General features: G+C 52.5%; 15 protein-coding genes, 1 tRNA gene and 2 rRNA genes. 10 read left to right on the top strand and 8 right to left on the bottom strand.

Annotated features, from left to right (window positions below; all coding sequences use genetic code 11):
• Positions 1 to 68 precede the first annotated feature (68 nt).
• The 3 genes from ECL_RS25560 to rrf all read left to right on the top strand — a co-directional run bounded on the left by ECL_RS25560 (position 69) and on the right by rrf (position 3,412).
• Positions 69 to 144, top strand: a tRNA-Glu gene (locus ECL_RS25560).
• A 183-nt stretch (positions 145 to 327) separates the two neighbouring features.
• A 23S ribosomal RNA gene (locus ECL_RS25555) occupies positions 328 to 3,231 on the top strand.
• A 65-nt stretch (positions 3,232 to 3,296) separates the two neighbouring features.
• Positions 3,297 to 3,412 (top strand): 5S ribosomal RNA (rrf, locus tag ECL_RS25550).
• 79 nt (positions 3,413 to 3,491) lie between these two features.
• Here the strand turns inward: rrf and mobB are convergent.
• On the bottom strand, positions 3,492 to 3,995 hold the full coding sequence (mobB, locus tag ECL_RS25545) for a molybdopterin-guanine dinucleotide biosynthesis protein MobB (protein ID WP_013099389.1): 504 nt from the start codon (positions 3,993 to 3,995) through the stop codon (positions 3,492 to 3,494).
• Positions 3,992 to 4,576, bottom strand: a complete 585-nt coding sequence (gene mobA / locus ECL_RS25540; RefSeq protein ID WP_013099388.1) for a molybdenum cofactor guanylyltransferase MobA — start codon at positions 4,574 to 4,576, stop codon at positions 3,992 to 3,994. The genes mobB and mobA overlap by 4 nt, the downstream gene beginning before the upstream one ends.
• Positions 4,577 to 4,644: 68 nt before the next feature.
• Between mobA and ECL_RS25535 the strand changes: the two genes are divergently transcribed.
• From ECL_RS25535 to dsbA, 3 genes are all read left to right on the top strand, one after another.
• A complete protein-coding gene (locus ECL_RS25535) occupies positions 4,645 to 4,914 on the top strand; it encodes a YihD family protein (RefSeq protein ID WP_013099387.1) in 270 nt (89 codons plus the stop codon).
• Positions 4,915 to 4,989: 75 nt separating this feature from the next.
• A complete protein-coding gene (locus ECL_RS25530; protein ID WP_013099386.1) occupies positions 4,990 to 5,976 on the top strand; it encodes a serine/threonine protein kinase in 987 nt (328 codons plus the stop codon).
• Between the two features lie 27 nt (positions 5,977 to 6,003).
• A complete protein-coding gene (gene dsbA, locus ECL_RS25525; RefSeq protein ID WP_013099385.1) occupies positions 6,004 to 6,627 on the top strand; it encodes a thiol:disulfide interchange protein DsbA in 624 nt (207 codons plus the stop codon).
• Between the two features lie 23 nt (positions 6,628 to 6,650).
• Here dsbA and ECL_RS25520 read toward each other — a convergent pair whose 3' ends face one another.
• Positions 6,651 to 7,559, bottom strand: a complete 909-nt coding sequence (locus ECL_RS25520) for an acyltransferase (protein ID WP_013099384.1) — start codon at positions 7,557 to 7,559, stop codon at positions 6,651 to 6,653.
• 439 nt (positions 7,560 to 7,998) lie between these two features.
• Here ECL_RS25520 and polA point away from each other — a divergent pair, with 439 nt between their 5' ends.
• The gene (gene polA / locus ECL_RS25515) at positions 7,999 to 10,791 is read left to right on the top strand and encodes a DNA polymerase I (protein WP_013099383.1); all 2,793 of its coding nucleotides are present in this window, start codon (positions 7,999 to 8,001) and stop codon (positions 10,789 to 10,791) included.
• Between the two features lie 166 nt (positions 10,792 to 10,957).
• Entirely contained in the window at positions 10,958 to 11,005 is a 48-nt protein-coding gene (gene spfP / locus ECL_RS28065) for a small protein SpfP (protein WP_071892919.1), read from the top strand.
• Between the two features lie 98 nt (positions 11,006 to 11,103).
• Here spfP and yihA read toward each other — a convergent pair whose 3' ends face one another.
• Complete coding sequence (gene yihA / locus ECL_RS25510) at positions 11,104 to 11,733, bottom strand: ribosome biogenesis GTP-binding protein YihA/YsxC (protein WP_013099382.1); 630 nt, start codon at positions 11,731 to 11,733, stop codon at positions 11,104 to 11,106.
• A gap of 579 nt (positions 11,734 to 12,312) precedes the next feature.
• On the opposite strand from yihA, the gene yihI reads away from it, so the two are divergent.
• Both yihI and hemN read left to right on the top strand, forming a co-directional pair.
• On the top strand, positions 12,313 to 12,828 hold the full coding sequence (yihI, locus tag ECL_RS25505) for a Der GTPase-activating protein YihI (protein ID WP_013099380.1): 516 nt from the start codon (positions 12,313 to 12,315) through the stop codon (positions 12,826 to 12,828).
• A 188-nt stretch (positions 12,829 to 13,016) separates the two neighbouring features.
• A complete protein-coding gene (hemN, locus tag ECL_RS25500) occupies positions 13,017 to 14,390 on the top strand; it encodes an oxygen-independent coproporphyrinogen III oxidase (RefSeq protein ID WP_013099379.1) in 1,374 nt (457 codons plus the stop codon).
• 67 nt (positions 14,391 to 14,457) lie between these two features.
• Here the strand turns inward: hemN and ECL_RS25495 are convergent, their stop codons facing one another.
• The 4 genes from ECL_RS25495 to glnA form a co-directional block, all read right to left on the bottom strand.
• Positions 14,458 to 14,568 (bottom strand): YshB family small membrane protein, encoded by a 111-nt coding sequence (locus tag ECL_RS25495; RefSeq protein ID WP_032618432.1) that lies wholly within the window; start codon positions 14,566 to 14,568, stop codon positions 14,458 to 14,460.
• A gap of 110 nt (positions 14,569 to 14,678) precedes the next feature.
• Entirely contained in the window at positions 14,679 to 16,091 is a 1,413-nt protein-coding gene (gene glnG, locus ECL_RS25490) for a nitrogen regulation protein NR(I) (RefSeq protein ID WP_013099377.1), read from the bottom strand.
• Between the two features lie 11 nt (positions 16,092 to 16,102).
• A complete protein-coding gene (glnL, locus tag ECL_RS25485) occupies positions 16,103 to 17,152 on the bottom strand; it encodes a nitrogen regulation protein NR(II) (RefSeq protein WP_008501857.1) in 1,050 nt (349 codons plus the stop codon).
• Positions 17,153 to 17,337: 185 nt separating this feature from the next.
• Positions 17,338 to 18,747: a glutamate--ammonia ligase gene (gene glnA / locus ECL_RS25480; RefSeq protein WP_013099376.1), complete on the bottom strand. Its 1,410-nt coding sequence runs from the start codon at positions 18,745 to 18,747 to the stop codon at positions 17,338 to 17,340.
• Positions 18,748 to 18,766 lie beyond the last annotated feature (19 nt).

Here is an 18,766-nt window from a genome sequence, read left to right as displayed (position 1 = left end):
TTTGTAGTGCTCACACAGATTGTCTGATGAAAAGTAAATAGCAAGGCGTCTTGCGATTGAGACTGTACGTCCCCTTCGTCTAGAGGCCCAGGACACCGCCCTTTCACGGCGGTAACAGGGGTTCGAATCCCCTAGGGGACGCCACTTGCTGGTTCGTGAGTGAAAGTCACCTGCCGTCATATCTCAAAACTGACTTGCGAGTCATGTTTGAGATATTTGCTCTTTAAAAATCTGGATCAAGCTGAAAATTGAAACGACACATCTTTAATGGTGTGTTCGAGTCTCTCAAATTTTCGCAATCAGAAGTGAAACATCTTCGGGTTGTGAGGTTAAGCGACTAAGCGTACACGGTGGATGCCCTGGCAGTCAGAGGCGATGAAGGACGTGCTAATCTGCGAAAAGCGCCGGCGAGGTGATATGAACCCTTGACCCGGCGATGTCCGAATGGGGAAACCCAGTGCAATCCGTTGCACTATCGTTAACTGAATACATAGGTTAACGAGGCGAACCGGGGGAACTGAAACATCTAAGTACCCCGAGGAAAAGAAATCAACCGAGATTCCCCCAGTAGCGGCGAGCGAACGGGGAGCAGCCCAGAGTCTGAATCAGCTTGTGTGTTAGTGGAAGCGTCTGGAAAGTCGCACGGTACAGGGTGAAAGTCCCGTACACGAAAATGCACAGGCTGTGAACTCGAAGAGTAGGGCGGGACACGTGGTATCCTGTCTGAATATGGGGGGACCATCCTCCAAGGCTAAATACTCCTGACTGACCGATAGTGAACCAGTACCGTGAGGGAAAGGCGAAAAGAACCCCGGCGAGGGGAGTGAAAAAGAACCTGAAACCGTGTACGTACAAGCAGTGGGAGCACCTTCGGGTGTGACTGCGTACCTTTTGTATAATGGGTCAGCGACTTATATTCTGTAGCAAGGTTAACCGTATAGGGGAGCCGAAGGGAAACCGAGTCTTAACTGGGCGTTAAGTTGCAGGGTATAGACCCGAAACCCGGTGATCTAGCCATGGGCAGGTTGAAGGTTGGGTAACACTAACTGGAGGACCGAACCGACTAATGTTGAAAAATTAGCGGATGACCTGTGGCTGGGGGTGAAAGGCCAATCAAACCGGGAGATAGCTGGTTCTCCCCGAAAGCTATTTAGGTAGCGCCTCGTGAACTCATCTTCGGGGGTAGAGCACTGTTTCGGCTAGGGGGCCATCCCGGCTTACCAACCCGATGCAAACTACGAATACCGAAGAATGTTATCACGGGAGACACACGGCGGGTGCTAACGTCCGTCGTGAAGAGGGAAACAACCCAGACCGCCAGCTAAGGTCCCAAAGTCATGGTTAAGTGGGAAACGATGTGGGAAGGCCCAGACAGCCAGGATGTTGGCTTAGAAGCAGCCATCATTTAAAGAAAGCGTAATAGCTCACTGGTCGAGTCGGCCTGCGCGGAAGATGTAACGGGGCTAAACCATGCACCGAAGCTGCGGCAGCGACGCTTATGCGTTGTTGGGTAGGGGAGCGTTCTGTAAGCCGTTGAAGGTGGTCTGTGAGGGCTGCTGGAGGTATCAGAAGTGCGAATGCTGACATAAGTAACGATAAAGCGGGTGAAAAGCCCGCTCGCCGGAAGACCAAGGGTTCCTGTCCAACGTTAATCGGGGCAGGGTGAGTCGACCCCTAAGGCGAGGCCGAAAGGCGTAGTCGATGGGAAACAGGTTAATATTCCTGTACTTGGTGTTACTGCGAAGGGGGGACGGAGAAGGCTATGTTAGCCGGGCGACGGTTGTCCCGGTTTAAGCATGTAGGCGGAGGTTCCAGGTAAATCCGGTACCTTTTAACGCTGAGGTGTGATGACGAGGCACTACGGTGCTGAAGTAACAAATGCCCTGCTTCCAGGAAAAGCCTCTAAGCATCAGGTAACATCAAATCGTACCCCAAACCGACACAGGTGGTCAGGTAGAGAATACCAAGGCGCTTGAGAGAACTCGGGTGAAGGAACTAGGCAAAATGGTGCCGTAACTTCGGGAGAAGGCACGCTGATATGTAGGTGAAGCCCCTGCGGGTGGAGCTGAAATCAGTCGAAGATACCAGCTGGCTGCAACTGTTTATTAAAAACACAGCACTGTGCAAACACGAAAGTGGACGTATACGGTGTGACGCCTGCCCGGTGCCGGAAGGTTAATTGATGGGGTTAGCGGTAACGCGAAGCTCTTGATCGAAGCCCCGGTAAACGGCGGCCGTAACTATAACGGTCCTAAGGTAGCGAAATTCCTTGTCGGGTAAGTTCCGACCTGCACGAATGGCGTAATGATGGCCAGGCTGTCTCCACCCGAGACTCAGTGAAATTGAACTCGCTGTGAAGATGCAGTGTACCCGCGGCAAGACGGAAAGACCCCGTGAACCTTTACTATAGCTTGACACTGAACACTGGTCCTTGATGTGTAGGATAGGTGGGAGGCTTTGAAGCGTGGACGCCAGTCTGCGTGGAGCCATCCTTGAAATACCACCCTTTAATGGCTGGTGTTCTAACGTAGACCCGTAATCCGGGTTGCGGACAGTGTCTGGTGGGTAGTTTGACTGGGGCGGTCTCCTCCCAAAGAGTAACGGAGGAGCACGAAGGTTAGCTAATCCTGGTCGGACATCAGGAGGTTAGTGCAATGGCATAAGCTAGCTTGACTGCGAGAGTGACGGCTCGAGCAGGTGCGAAAGCAGGTCATAGTGATCCGGTGGTTCTGAATGGAAGGGCCATCGCTCAACGGATAAAAGGTACTCCGGGGATAACAGGCTGATACCGCCCAAGAGTTCATATCGACGGCGGTGTTTGGCACCTCGATGTCGGCTCATCACATCCTGGGGCTGAAGTAGGTCCCAAGGGTATGGCTGTTCGCCATTTAAAGTGGTACGCGAGCTGGGTTTAGAACGTCGTGAGACAGTTCGGTCCCTATCTGCCGTGGGCGCTGGAGAATTGAGGGGGGCTGCTCCTAGTACGAGAGGACCGGAGTGGACGCATCACTGGTGTTCGGGTTGTCATGCCAATGGCACTGCCCGGTAGCTAAATGCGGAAGAGATAAGTGCTGAAAGCATCTAAGCACGAAACTTGCCCCGAGATGAGTTCTCCCTGAGACTTAAAGTCTCCTGAAGGAACGTTGAAGACGACGACGTTGATAGGTCGGGTGTGTAAGCGCAGCGATGCGTTGAGCTAACCGATACTAATGAACCGTGAGGCTTAACCTTACAACGCCGAAGATGTTTTGGCGAAGAGAGACGATTTTCAGCCTGATACAGATTAACAGAATTTGCCTGGCGGCTTTAGCGCGGTGGTCCCACCTGACCCCATGCCGAACTCAGAAGTGAAACGCCGTAGCGCCGATGGTAGTGTGGGGTCTCCCCATGTGAGAGTAGGGAACTGCCAGGCATCAAATAAGAAGAACCCCGTACCGTAAGGTGCGGGGTTTTTTGCTTTTGTTTTCTCCCTCACCCTGCGGGAGAGGGCATCAGACCGCACCCCACCCCACAATAAACTCAGCAATTCTATCCTCATCATTTAAATCCAGCACCGGAACCTCAACATCGAGAGCGACATCGCTGACCACCGCAATGACATGCTCATCCAGCGTTAACTCGCTAACATCATGCCCGGCATCGCTTCTGAACAGCAGGATCTTTGCAACGGCCTCATGCTTAAACCCCTCAACCAGCACCAGATCAAGCGTGGAGTGATCCATCCGACTGACCAGATACGCGAGATCCAGTGGTGCTTCATCGGGCGTTTCCGTCATCAATGCCCACCGCTCACGACTTGCCACCATGGTTTGCGCGGCACCTGCCTTACGCAGTTCATAGCTGTCTTTACCCGGTTTATCGACGTCCATATTGTGGTGGGTATGCTTAATCAGCCCTGGGCGGATGCCTCTGGCACAAAGTGCGGGTATCAGCTTTTTAAGCAGCGTCGTTTTCCCGGTACCACTCCAGGCGGCGATAGCTAAAACAGGCGTCATTTTTTCTCCTGCATGGTCTGTAAATCTTCCGTCGTATTCACGTTCACAAAGGCAGACTTCCAGTCGCTAAAATCAACGGAATGGCCGCCTGACTGACGCATAAACACCATGACTCTTCGCTCTCCCGCCGTCAGGTAATCCTGCAGCGCTGGAACTAATGATCTATGAATCAGCGTAATAGCAGGATGGTCGCGCTCACCGTCATGCACCCAGACAACCGGTGCACCATCACGAAATTGCACGAGACGCTCGACAAGGCAGGAGGGAATAAATGGCGTATCACACGGGCAGAAAACAAACCACTCTGCCTCAGACTGCTGCATGACCGAGAGCATGCCGGCCAACGGTCCTGGGTAATCCCCAAGAGTATCCTGATAAACGGGGTATCCGCTGCGCTGATAAATATCGATATGGCGATTGGCACTGATGGCCATTGCCGCAACCTGATCTGCAAGCGTGTCAGCAACATGCTGCCAAAGTGGCTTACCGTTAAGCTGCTGAAGCCCCTTATCTTTTCCCGCCATGCGCGTTGCTCTGCCACCCGCCAGAACCACTCCGATGATTTCCTGACCCGGATTCACGAATATCGCCTCTTTTATTGTGGGATTGACCCTGCTAACGTGTCACTCTAAATGAAAGGAGCACCACCATGAAATGTAAACGTCTGAATGAAGTCATTGAACTCCTCCAGCCAGCCTGGCAAAAAGAGCCAGAGCTGAATCTGATGCAATTTTTACAGAAACTGGCGAAAGAGTCAGGTTTTGAAGGTGAACTGACAGACCTTTCTGACGACATCCTGATCTATCACCTCAAAATGCGTGACTCTGCCAAAGATGCTGTTATTCCTGGTATTCAGAAAGATTATGAGGAAGATTTTAAAACCGCATTGCTGCGCGCCCGAGGCGTAATTAAAGAGTAAAAGCTTGTAAGCGGCGGCACCGAAATCGCCACAAGATGATATCCTGAATCATTCGTATAATTTCCGGATGATCGGATGAACGACCAGGCTTTTACTTTCCAGACATTACACCCGGATACCATTATGGATGCGCTGTTTGAGCAGGGTATTCGGGTGGATTCCGGGCTAACCCCGCTAAATAGCTACGAAAACCGCGTCTATCAATTCCAGGACGAGGATCGTCAGCGCTTCGTTGTTAAGTTCTATCGCCCCAAGCGCTGGTCCGCTGAACAAATTCAGGAAGAGCATCAGTTTGCTCACGATTTACTGAATGATGAAGTTCCTGTTGCCGCACCGATAAAATTCAATAACCAAACGCTCCTTACGCACGAAGGGTTCTATTACGCCGTATTTCCCAGTCTGGGTGGCCGCCAGTTTGAAGCGGATAATATCGACCAAATGGAGTGGGTCGCCCGCTATCTGGGGCGCATCCACCAGACGGGACGCAAAACGTCGTTTATTGCCCGCCCGACTATCGGAATTCAGGAATACCTTATTGAACCCCGCCAGGTCTTCGAAACCTCAGCGTTTATTCCCTCTGCGTTAAAGGACGCGTTTCTCAGCGCGACGGATAAACTTATTGGGGCGGTAAAAGCCTGCTGGCGCGATGATATTTCTGTCCTGCGTTTGCATGGTGATTGTCATGCCGGGAATATTCTCTGGCGCGATGGCCCTCTGTTTGTTGACCTCGATGATGCGAGGATGGGGCCTGCAGTGCAGGATTTGTGGATGTTGCTCAACGGCGACAAAGCCGAGCAACGTATGCAGCTTGAAACGATTATTGAAGCCTATGAAGAGTTTAGCCCTTTTAATTCAGACGAAATTGCCCTGATAGAACCTTTACGTGCGATGCGTTTTGTTTATTATCTCGCATGGTTAATCAGGCGTTGGGATGATCCCGCATTTCCTCGTAATTTCCCGTGGCTTACCGGAGAGGATTACTGGCGCAACCAGATATCCACATTTACTGAGCAGGTTAAGGTTCTTCAGGAACCCCCACTGCAACTAACGCCGATGTATTAATTGGACACACCCAGGAGAGAGTTAATCATGAAAAAAATTTGGCTGGCGCTGGCAGGTATGATTCTGGCATTTAGCGCTTCTGCTGCACAGTTTACCGACGGCAAACAGTACATCACGCTGGACAAGCCCGTCGCTGGCGAGCCACAGGTTCTCGAGTTCTTCTCGTTCTATTGCCCACACTGCTATGAGTTTGAGCAGGTGCTGCATGTTGCTGACAACGTGAAGAAAAAGCTGCCGGAAGGCACCAAAATGACCAAATACCACGTTGAGTTCCTGGGCCCATTGGGTAAAGACCTGACTCAGGCGTGGGCGGTTGCGATTGCGCTGGGTGTGGAAGATAAGATCACCTCCCCTATGTTTGAAGCGGTGCAGAAAACCCAGACCGTCCAGACCGCAGCAGATATTCGTAAAGTGTTCGTTGACGCAGGCGTGAAAGGTGAAGACTACGACGCCGCATGGAACAGCTTTGTCGTGAAATCGCTGGTTGCTCAACAGGAAAAAGCCGCAGCCGATCTGCAGCTCCAGGGCGTTCCGGCGATGTATGTTAACGGCAAATATCAGCTGAACATGCAGGGCATGGACACCAGCAGCATGGATATCTTCGTACAGCAGTACGCAGACACCGTGAAATACCTGGTCGAGAAGAAGTAAACCCAATGATATAAAAACGCCGGTCAATGACCGGCGTTTTTGTTTGAAGCTTTGATGTTCTCTATCTGCTCATCTTTCTCTTTCCAGAGCGTATTAAGCCAAAGCTGGAAACGACGTTTGAAGTTCTTATCGTTAACGTAATCCCCATGCAGTTCGGTATCAATTGGCACCAGATCGACACGAACCACAATACGCGTCAGCTTGCCGCTGAGCATATCGAAGAAAGGCGTCTTATCGTTTTCCGGATAGCAGAGCGTCACGTTCAGTAATTTATCGAACTGTGCCCCCAGCACGTTAAGCGCCATGGCAATACCCGCCGCCTTGGGGGGCAGCAGGTTCTGATAAGGGGAGCGAGTCTGAAGACGCTTCTCTTCTGTAAACCGCGAGCCTTCGACAAAATTCACAATCGTTGTCGGATGTGCGCGAAACTTCTCGCAGGAACGACGCGTCGTTTCCACATCCTTACCACGCCGCTCCGGGTGGCGAATCAAATAGCTGCGCGAATAGCGTTTCATAAACGGCATATCCAGCGCCCAGCAGGCCAGGCCGATAAACGGTACCCAGGCCAGCTGTTGCTTCAGGAAGTATTTGTTCATCGGGATATGCTTACGGAACAGCACACATAACACCACGATGTCGGCCCAGCTGTGATGATTACAGATCAGCAGATACCAGTTCTTTTTGTTGAGTCTTTCCAGGCCCTCAACGTCCCACTTCAGGTGAGGATTCAGGCGCAGCAGGATGGCCAACCCTTCGCACCAGCAGTACATCATGAAATTACAAAACGCCGACACGGCTCGCCAAACCGTAGGCAAAGGTAACAGCAGTTTAATTATCCCGGCGATGATGATCGGTACAGAACAGGCGATCGTTACCAGAATAGTTAAAATGATGCTTAACAGTAATGTTATTGCAGCGAGCAATCTCGACATGATGAGCTTTTTCAAATGGTTAGCTGTAAGTTAGCGACCGACTATCCGGTGCAGGGCGCTGATTTTATCAGAAATCAGACAAAATAATGGGGCTTTCATACGGAGAGTTGACAGACAGTATCTCGCTGCAGAAGATTTCACTACTATTACGCAGCAAACCGGGCATATATCCACATATGCTATATTCTCATTAGCTAGCAATATAAATCACTGTCCGTATATAACTAATTGATAAATAGATTATAATTATGTGTCTTTACGCTTTTTTTGCCTTTGTTAGTCATATGAAGTGAAAGTATTCACAAACTTATCCACAGTTTAAATTTTGCGAGCGATCCTCACGATCGTAAAATCTTTTCCTGTATCAGGCGCTAATAACTGATGTTTTCATCCTTCTGTGGCATCCTTTAGTCATAAATTGATTAAAGGCACGGACATTATGGTTCAGATCCCAGAAAACCCTCTTATTCTCGTCGACGGCTCTTCTTACCTGTATCGGGCGTATCATGCGTTTCCTCCTCTGACCAATAGCGCAGGAGAACCCACCGGCGCGATGTACGGTGTACTTAACATGCTGCGTAGCCTGATCCTTCAGTATCAGCCAACCCACGCGGCAGTCGTTTTTGACGCGAAAGGCAAAACTTTCCGCGACGAGTTGTTTGAGCATTACAAATCTCACCGTCCGCCAATGCCTGACGATCTGCGTGCGCAGATTGAGCCGCTGCACGCGATGGTGAAAGCGATGGGGCTGCCACTGCTGGCGGTTTCTGGTGTGGAAGCGGATGACGTCATTGGCACCCTGGCGCGTGAAGCCGAAAAAATGGGCCGTCCGGTTCTCATCAGTACTGGTGATAAAGATATGGCGCAGCTGGTGACGCCAGGGATCACCCTGATTAACACCATGACCAACACCATCCTCGGCCCTGAAGAGGTGGTCGCAAAATATGGCGTGCCGCCAGAGTTGATTATCGATTTCCTCGCGTTGATGGGTGACTCATCGGATAACATCCCTGGCGTGCCAGGCGTTGGCGAAAAAACGGCACAGGCACTCCTTCAGGGACTGGGCGGGCTGGATACGCTGTATGCGGAGTCTGACAAAATCGCCGGGCTCTCCTTCCGTGGCGCAAAAACCATGGCCGGGAAGCTGGAAGAGAATAAAGAGGTGGCTTATCTCTCCTATAAGCTGGCGACGATTAAAACCGATGTTGAGCTGGAACTGGGATGTGAGCAGCTTGAGGTGCAACAACCATCTGCGGATGACCTGCTGAGCCTGTTTAAGAAATACGAATTTAAGCGCTGGACCACCGACGTGGAAGCCGGTAAATGGCTGCAGGCAAAAGGCGCCAAACCGGCTGCGAAGCCAAAAGAGACGATTGTCATTGATGCCGACGATCAGGCTGAAGAAGAAGCCGCAGCGCTCTCTTTTGAGCACTACGAAACCATTCTTGAAGAGACACAGCTGGTTGCCTGGATCGAGAAACTGAAAAAAGCACCGGTCTTTGCTTTCGACACGGAAACCGACAGCCTGGATAACATTACCGCCAATATGGTGGGCCTGTCATTTGCGACAGAGCCGGGTATCGCTGCCTATGTTCCCGTCGCGCACGATTACCTGGACGCACCGGAGCAACTCTCTCGCGAACGCGTGCTGGAACTGCTGAAGCCAATTCTGGAAGACGACAACGCGTTGAAGGTGGGGCAAAACCTCAAATACGACCGCGGTATTCTGCAAAACTACGGTATTGAGTTGCGCGGTATCGCGTTTGATACCATGCTGGAATCCTACATTCTGGACAGCGTAGCAGGTCGTCATGATATGGACTCCCTGTCTGACCGCTGGTTGAAGCACAAAACCATCACGTTTGAAGAGATTGCCGGTAAAGGCAAAAATCAACTCACCTTTAACCAGATAGCGCTGGAAGAGGCGGGACGCTATGCGGCAGAAGATGCCGACGTCACGCTGCAGCTGCACCTGAAGATGTGGCCAAAACTGCAGAAGCACGAAGGGCCGCTGAATGTGTTTCAGAACATTGAGATGCCGCTGGTACCTGTTCTTTCACGCATCGAGCGCAACGGCGTAAAAATCGATCCGACGGTACTGCATAACCACTCGGGCGAACTCGCCCAGCGTCTGACCGAACTGGAGCAAAAGGCGCATGAGCTTGCCGGTGAGCCGTTTAACCTCTCATCGCCAAAACAGCTGCAAACCATTCTGTTTGAAAAGCAGGGGATCAAACCGCTGAAGAAAACCCCTGGCGGCGCACCGTCCACCTCTGAAGAGGTGCTGGAGGAGCTGGCGCTGGATTATCCGCTGCCCAAAGTCATTCTGGAGTACCGTGGTCTGGCAAAGCTGAAATCGACTTACACCGATAAGCTGCCGCTGATGATCAACCCGAAAACGGGTCGTGTGCATACTTCATACCATCAGGCTGTGGCGGCCACCGGACGTCTCTCCTCGACCGATCCAAACCTGCAGAACATTCCGGTTCGAAATGAAGAAGGGCGTCGCATTCGTCAGGCGTTTATTGCACCTGATGACTATCTGATTGTTTCTGCTGATTACTCGCAAATCGAGCTGCGCATTATGGCGCACCTCTCGCGTGATAAGGGCCTGTTGACGGCCTTTGCCGAAGGGAAGGACATCCACCGGGCAACCGCTGCGGAAGTCTTTGGTCTGCCGCTGGACAGCGTGACAAACGAGCAACGCCGCAGCGCGAAAGCAATCAACTTCGGCCTGATTTACGGCATGAGCGCCTTCGGTCTTTCACGCCAGCTCAATATTCCGCGTAAAGAGTCGCAGAAGTATATGGATCTCTACTTCGAGCGATATCCGGGCGTACTGGAATATATGGAACGCACCCGCGCGCAGGCGAAGGAAAAAGGCTACGTTGAAACCCTGGACGGTCGTCGTCTCTACTTACCCGACATTAAATCCAGCAACGCGGCACGCCGTGCCGGGGCAGAACGTGCTGCAATCAACGCCCCGATGCAGGGAACCGCAGCTGACATCATCAAGCGCGCGATGATCGCCGTGGATGCCTGGCTGGAAAAAGAGAAACCGCGCGTGAAAATGATCATGCAGGTACACGATGAACTGGTGTTCGAAGTGCACAAAGACGATCTCGATAGCGTGTCGAAGACAATCCACGAACTGATGGAAAACAGCATGAAACTCGATGTGCCGTTGCTGGTGGAAGTGGGAAGTGGTGAAAACTGGGATCAGGCTCACTAATGGTTCGGCGAATAACGCGCTTTTTATGTAAGTTAGCAACATAACGACGTGCGTTTTGTGACGATCATTAGAATTCCCTATGTAAAGAATGAAAAAAAACTACAAAAAGTGCTTTTTCTGCAGCAAAAAAAGGGGTAGAGTTAGCGGCGTAGGGTACAGAGGTAAGATGTTCTATCTTTCAGACCTTTTACTTCACGTAATCGGATTTGGCTGAATATTTTAGCCGCCCCAGTCAGTAATGACTGGGGCGTTTTTTATTGCGGCAAAGGAAATTTCGGACAAAAAAAAGCGCGGCCATGGCCGCGCCCGGTATTACCCTTCTTCCGCTTCTGTTGCGGGCTCCAGCTCGCTGAACCAGCTGTCGAGCTTCTGACGCAGCTTATCCACACCCTGCTTTTTCAGCGAGGAGAACGCCTCAACCTGCACATCACCGTTGAATGCCAGTACCGCTTCACGAACCATATTCACCTGCGCTTTACGCGCGCCGCTCGCCAGCTTATCCGCTTTTGTCAGCAGCACCAGAACGGCAATATCGCTTGCCACAGCCCAGTCGATCATCTGCTGATCAAGGTCTTTCAGCGGGTGGCGAATATCCATCAGCACCACCAGGCCTTTCAGGCACATGCGCTTTTCCAGGTATTCACCCAGCGCGCGCTGCCACTTGATCTTCATCTCTTCCGGTACCTGCGCGTAACCGTACCCCGGTAAATCGACCAGGCGTTTGCCTTCGGCCACTTCAAACAGGTTAATCAGCTGGGTACGGCCAGGTGTTTTTGAGGTACGCGCCAGGTTCTTCTGATTGGTCAGCGTATTCAGTGCGCTGGATTTCCCCGCATTCGAGCGGCCAGCAAAGGCCACTTCGATGCCGGTATCAGAGGGCAGGTGGCGAATATCGGGCGCACTGGTGACAAAATGCGTCTGTTGGTAGTTCCAGGTAGTCACGTGGTCGTCTCCAAAAATCGTAATCTGCGGGGGATTATACCTGAATGCAGGCAAAAGGCTTTTTTGATTGCACCTGGTCTGTAGGCTTAAGCCCTGGCCGATGTGAGACATCGGCTATAGATGTTATGAGAAATTTCAGAGAAATCGCAGGTGTAAAAAAATACAAACTGTTTTAAATCATAAGATTAATATTGAGTGATTATCTGAAAATCCGTTTTTGTACCCTTTCGTTGCTTGTTAGTTTAAATGAACAAGGTAAAGTGTGCGTCAAGGCGGGGATGCCAACAGGATAATGACTTAGGGATAAGGGTCAGGAGCGCCAGGAGGCGAAGACGCAGGATTGTCAGGATGACCAGCGCCTGGAGGCGTTTTAACAGGAAAAGGAACCGTATCACGGACGGTATCAGCCAACGGATAAACAGGGTTTGTTGTAGGCAAACACGGAATGTCTGACCCGTTAAGGGTTATGAGTCAGGAAAAAAGGCGACAGATTGCTCTGTCGCCTTTTTTCTTTGCTTGCTTTCTGCTAGATTTCGCCGCAATTCTATACTGAAGAAAACGACTTAAAGATAAAACATCATGAAAAAACCGACCTCCGCAGCGGGCGCGAAACGCCCTGCCAAAGCACGCCGCAAAACGCGCGAAGAACTGAACCAGGAAGCGCGCGATCGCAAACGCGAAAAAAAACATCGCGGTCATGCTGCGGGTAGCCGTGCAAACGGTGGCGGTGCATCTGGCGCTTCTGCTAAAAATAAGCCGCAGAAAGATCCACGTATCGGCAGTAAAACTCCCATTCCACTGGGCGTGACAGACACCCCGGTCACTAAGCAGCACAAACCAAAGAGCGAGAAACCTATGCTTTCACCGCAGGCTGAGCTGGATTTGCTGGAGAACGATGAGCGCCTGGACGCGCTGCTGGAACGTCTTGAAGAGGGTGAAACCCTGACCGCTGAAGAGCAGTCCTGGGTGGATGCCAAACTGGATCGCATCGACGAACTGATGCAGAAGCTGGGCCTGTCATACGACGATGACGAAGATGAAGAAGAAGACGAAAAGCAGGAAGATATGATGCGTCTTCTGAAGGGTGGAAACTAACATTTGCACCCGGCAGGAACGATAGTCCTGCTTATAACCCTTCCGGTTATATGTTATCTGGTGTGGTTATTCGTTAAACTACGGCGGTTGTCGCGGCGACAGAAGTGGCTGCGCACCCGAATGATGGTCCGCAATGGGGCCAGAACGGGCCGCCGTATACGAACGCGACACCAACGGAAGGAGTGAGCATGTCTGTACCATCTATCGACTGGGATTTGGCCCTGATCCAGAAATATAACTATTCCGGGCCGCGTTACACCTCATACCCCACCGCGCTGGAGTTCTCCGATGCCTTCGGTGAGGGTGATTTTCAGCAGGCCGTCGCGCGCTATCCAGAACGCCCGCTGTCGCTCTACGTCCATATTCCGTTCTGCCATAAGCTCTGCTATTTCTGCGGCTGCAATAAAATTGTCACCCGTCAGCAGCATAAAGCCGATCAGTATCTGGATGCGCTGGAGCAGGAAATTTTGCATCGCGCGCCGTTGTTTACTGGCCGTCATGTCAGCCAGCTTCACTGGGGCGGCGGTACGCCAACCTATCTGAATAAAGCGCAGATCAGCCGTTTGATGGCGCTTCTTCGCAGCAATTTCCATTTTAATGACGACGCCGAAATCTCGATCGAGGTCGATCCGCGTGAAATTGAGCTGGATGTGCTGGATCATTTACGTGCCGAAGGCTTCAATCGCCTGAGTATGGGCGTTCAGGACTTCAATAAAGAGGTCCAGCGTCTGGTGAACCGCGAGCAGGACGAAGAATTTATCTTTGCCTTACTCAACCATGCGCGTGAAATTGGTTTCACCTCAACCAATATCGATCTGATTTACGGCCTGCCAAAGCAGACGCCGGAGAGCTTTGCTTTTACGCTGAAACGCGTGGCTGAACTTAACCCGGACCGCCTGAGCGTGTTTAACTATGCGCATCTGCCGACGCTCTTTGCCGCGCAGCGCAAAATCAAAGATGCCGATCTGCCTTCTGCTCAACAGAAACTGGATATTCTCCAGGAAACCATTACCTCGCTGACCGAGACCGGATATCAGTTTATCGGTATGGATCACTTTGCCCGTCCGGATGACGAGCTGGCTGTTGCTCAGCGCGAAGGGGTACTGCACCGTAATTTCCAGGGCTATACCACCCAGGGCGATACCGATTTGCTGGGGATGGGCGTTTCCGCCATCAGCATGATTGGCGATTGCTACGCGCAAAACCAGAAAGAGTTGAAGCTCTACTATCAGCAGGTGGATGAAAAGGGCAACGCGCTGTGGCGCGGCATCGCGTTAACACGTGACGACTGCATTCGTCGTGATGTGATTAAGGCGCTTATCTGCAACTTCCGTCTCGATTTCAGCGACGTTGAGTCGCAGTGGGATCTGCACTTTAGCGATTATTTTGCAGAAGACCTGAAGCTGCTGGCACCGCTTGCGAAGGACGGGCTGGTGGATGTGTCGGAGAATGCGATTGAGGTCACGCCGAAAGGACGTTTATTGATTCGTAATATCTGCATGTGCTTTGACGCTTACCTTCGGCAGAAAGCGCGTATGCAGCAGTTCTCGCGGGTGATTTAAGCCGCAAAAGCATGAAACGTAGGCCGGGTAAGGCGAAGCCGCCACCCGGCTTTTACATTTTTACCCGCTAGCTAAACAGACCAACCAGCGCCGCACACAACACTGCAGCAACTGCGGTTTGCGGCGTGTGGCTTTCTGCGGCTCCGCTAGAGAGCATATGTACTAATGTTTCCAGCATGATGTTCACCCCCAATTTCCGGGCACGATCATACAAAACTCATCGACACAGTAAAGCGCAAAATAACGGCAATTTGCGCTCAATTAGTAATCTTTACACAGCGGTGAAGATTACTCCATTCCAAGCTCTTTAAGCTTACGCGTCAGGGTATTACGTCCCCATCCCAGCAGGCGGGCTGCTTCCTGTTTATGGCCCTGCGTATGACGAAGCGCGGTGGTTAACAGCGTGCGTTCCATCTCCGGCTGCGCCTCAGAGAGCAAATTTTGATGACCGGAACGCAGCGCGCGATCGGCCCACTGCGCCAGCAGCGTCGCCCAGCTGTCCGGCAGCGCATGGCCCGTACTGCTTTCAGGGGCAGTTGCTTCAAACAGCTCGGCCGGCAGATCCTGAATCAAGACCTCCTGTCCGGCGGCCATGACGGTGAGCCAGCGACAGGTATTTTCCAGTTGACGCACGTTACCCGGCCAGGCCAGGCGGGTGAGGGCGGCATCGGTTTCCGGGTGAAGCTGTTTGGCTTCGACACCCAGTTCACGCGCGGCGACCTGCAGGAAGTGACGCGCCAGGCGAGGGATATCTTCGCGACGTTCACGTAGCGGCGGCAGATGGACGCGGATGACGTTCAGGCGATGGAATAAATCCTCACGGAATTTTCCCTCCTGCACGCGTTGCTCCAGGTTCTGGTGTGTCGCGGCAATAATGCGTACATCCACTTTCACCGGCGCATACCCGCCCACGCGATAAAACTGTCCGTCGGCCAGCACGCGCAGAAGACGGGTCTGAACATCCAGCGGCATATCGCCAATTTCATCCAGGAATAATGTCCCCCCGTCAGCCTGTTCGAAGCGGCCCTGACGAATGGTATTTGCCCCGGTAAAGGCGCCTTTTTCATGGCCGAACAGTTCGGATTCAATCAAATCTTTCGGGATAGCCGCCATATTCAGGGCGATAAACGGCGCTTTTGCCCGCGGGCTATGGCGATGTAAGGCGTGCGCGACCAGCTCTTTACCGGTGCCCGATTCGCCATTAATCAATACGCTGATGGACGAACGCGACAGACGGCCAATAATGCGAAACACATCCTGCATCGCCGGTGCTTCGCCAATGATGTCCGTGGTAGGGCCGAAATCGGGCGCATTACGGGGCTGTTGCTGCTCCTGGTAATGGCTAATGGCGCGCTCAACCAGCGCGACCGCTTCGTCGATATCAAATGGCTTGGGCAGGTAGTCGAATGCCCCTTGCTGATAGGCGCTAACGGCGGCATCCAGATCGGAGTGTGCCGTCATTATGATGACCGGAAGCATAGGGTGGCGTTGTTTGATCTGCTTTAAAAGCGCCAGCCCGTCCATACCCGGCATACGAATATCCGACAGCAGAACATCCGGCGTTTTGGTGGTGAGTGCGTCGAGCACTTCGCTGCCGCTCTCAAACGTCGTGCAGCTTAATCCCGCCCCTGTGAGCGCGCGTTCAAGCACCCAACGGATGGAGCTATCGTCATCGACTACCCAGACTATCCCTCGTTGCATAAACGTCACCTTTATTTTTTAATCGGCAGGAAAACCGAAAACTCGGTATGTCCCGGCCAACTGGTAAATTCAATTTTTCCAGAGTGTTGATCGATCAAACTGCGGGCAATGGATAATCCCAGCCCGGTACCGCCTTCGCGACCGCTGACCATCGGGTAGAACAGGGTGTCCTGCAGATGAGATGGGATCCCCGGCCCGTTGTCCTCAACGTCGATGCGTGCCGCCAGCCGATAGCGCACGCCATGCAAGGTGAGCTGGAATGCGGTACGGGTACGCAAAATGATTTCGCCGCCTTCCGGTCCCAGAGCCTGCAGCGCATTACGCACAATATTCAGCAGGACCTGCTCAATCTGGTCCGGATCGTGCGCCAGTTCCGGCAGGCTGGGGTCATAATCACGCACCAGCGTAACGTTCTCCGGCAGCTCCATTGAGACGAGCTTCACCACCCGTTCAGCCACTTTATGAATGCTTTCGGTGACGTGCATACCCGGCTGTTGCGGCCCGAGCAGGCGGTCAACCAGGTTACGCAGACGATCGGCCTGCTCAATGATGACGTTGGTATACTCCGCCAGCGCAGGGTCCGGCAGCGCTTTGGTTAACAGCTGCGCCGCCCCGCGTAATCCGCCCAGTGGGTTTTTGATTTCATGCGCCAGGCCCCGCACCAGATCGCGGGCAGCAATTTGCTGCGCATGCTGAAGTTGCTCCTGGCTCAGTCGGCGCTGATTGTCCATCGGCGCCATTTCGAGCAGGATCAGCCCTTCAGGAAGACGTTGCGCGGTAAGCGACAAAATATGCGAGCGCCCGTCGATCACCAGCGTCACTTCGTTATCGGTGAACCCCTGACCGGCCTGCAGACTTTCCTGCATCAGGCCAATGTTCAGCGAAAAATAGCTCAATAATTCTGGCAGCGGAGTGCCAAACAGTTTGCGTGCGCTTTGGGCGAGCAGTTGCTGCGCCGCCGGGTTGGCGTAATGAACAGCCAGCTCGTCGTCGACCAGCAAAATGCTGTTAATTAACGAATTGAGGATCTGCCCAGCATCGGGCAGCGTGCCAGTTGCCATTCAGCAGTCTCCTGGAGTTGGTTGCACTAATTTAGTGCAGTATAGCTTTTTCGTCGTAAAAAGCGCGTGAGATCAGGTTGTTGGTGGAGAAAAAAGCCCATCCGGAGATGGGCTGAAAGTTTCCACGGCAACAAAAAAAAGCTTTCGGGGCCGCGCCTGAAGGGTGGCGCGAAACCCGTTGTAACTTAAACGCTGTAGTACAGTTCGAATTCAACCGGATGCGGAGTCATGCGCACGCGGTCGTTCTCTTCAGTACGCAGGGCGATGTAGGCATCGATAGCGTCGTCAGTGAACACGCCACCCGCAGTCAGGAACTCGCGGTCAGCGTCCAGTGCCTGCAGGGCTTCTTCCAGAGAGCCTGCAACCTGTGGGATCTCTTTCGCTTCTTCTGGCGGCAGGTCATACAGGTTTTTGTCCATCGCTTCGCCTGGGTGGATCTTGTTCTTGATACCGTCCAGACCGGCCATCAGCAGTGCTGCGAAGCACAGGTATGGGTTAGCTGCTGGATCCGGGAAGCGCACTTCGATACGACGCGCTTTAGGAGAAGCCACCACCGGGATACGGATAGAAGCAGAACGGTTACGCGCTGAGTAAGCCAGCATAACAGGTGCTTCGTAGCCTGGGACCAGACGCTTGTAAGAGTTGGTGGTTGGGTTCGCCAGGGCGTTGATCGCTTTAGCGTGTTTGATTACGCCGCCAATGTAGTACAGCGCCTGCTCAGACAGACCTGCATATTTGTCACCAGAGAACAGGTTGGTACCGTTCTTGGACAGGGACATGTGGCAGTGCATACCGGAACCGTTGTCGCCAAACATTGGTTTTGGCATGAAGGTCGCGGTTTTACCGAAACGGTGTGCAACGTTGTGCACAACGTATTTGTAGATCTGAATTTCGTCCGCTTTTTTGGTCATGGTATTGAAGCGGGTTGCCACTTCGTTCTGACCAGCAGTCGCCACTTCGTGGTGGTGAGCTTCAACTACCAGGCCCATCTCTTCCATCACCAGACACATGGTGGAACGGATGTCCTGTGAAGAATCGACCGGAGGAACCGGGAAGTAACCGCCTTTCACGCCAGGACGGTGACCTTTGTTACCACCTTCGTATTTGGTGGAGGAGTTCCATGCACCTTCGATGTCGTCGATAGCCACGTGGGAGCCAGAGATAGAGGCACCGAAACGAATGTCATCGAACAGGAAGAATTCTGGCTCTGGCCCGAACAGAACGGTGTCTGCGATGCCGGTAGAACGCAGGTACTCTTCTGCACGTTTAGCGATGGAGCGTGGGTCACGGTCGTAGCCCTGCAGCGTGCCTGGCTCGAGGATATCGCAACGGATGATCAGGGTTGGCTCTTCGAAGAACGGATCAATGACCGCCGTGGTCGCGTCTGGCATCAGAACCATGTCAGATTCGTTAATGCCTTTCCAGCCACCAATGGAGGAGCCGTCAAACATTTTGCCTTCTTCAAAGAATTCGGCGTTTACCTGATGAGCAGGAATAGTGACGTGCTGTTCTTTACCTTTAGTATCGGTGAAGCGCAGATCAACAAACTTCACTTCATGTTCGTTCAGCATCGTCAAAACGTGTTCAGCGGACATACTTAACTCTCCAGATTGG

The sequence above is a fragment of the Enterobacter cloacae subsp. cloacae ATCC 13047 genome, assembly GCF_000025565.1.
In the GTDB taxonomy this organism is placed as follows: domain Bacteria; phylum Pseudomonadota; class Gammaproteobacteria; order Enterobacterales; family Enterobacteriaceae; genus Enterobacter; species Enterobacter cloacae.
The sequence above is the reverse complement of the archived record's forward strand: the minus strand, read 5'-3'. Positions and strand labels throughout refer to the sequence as shown.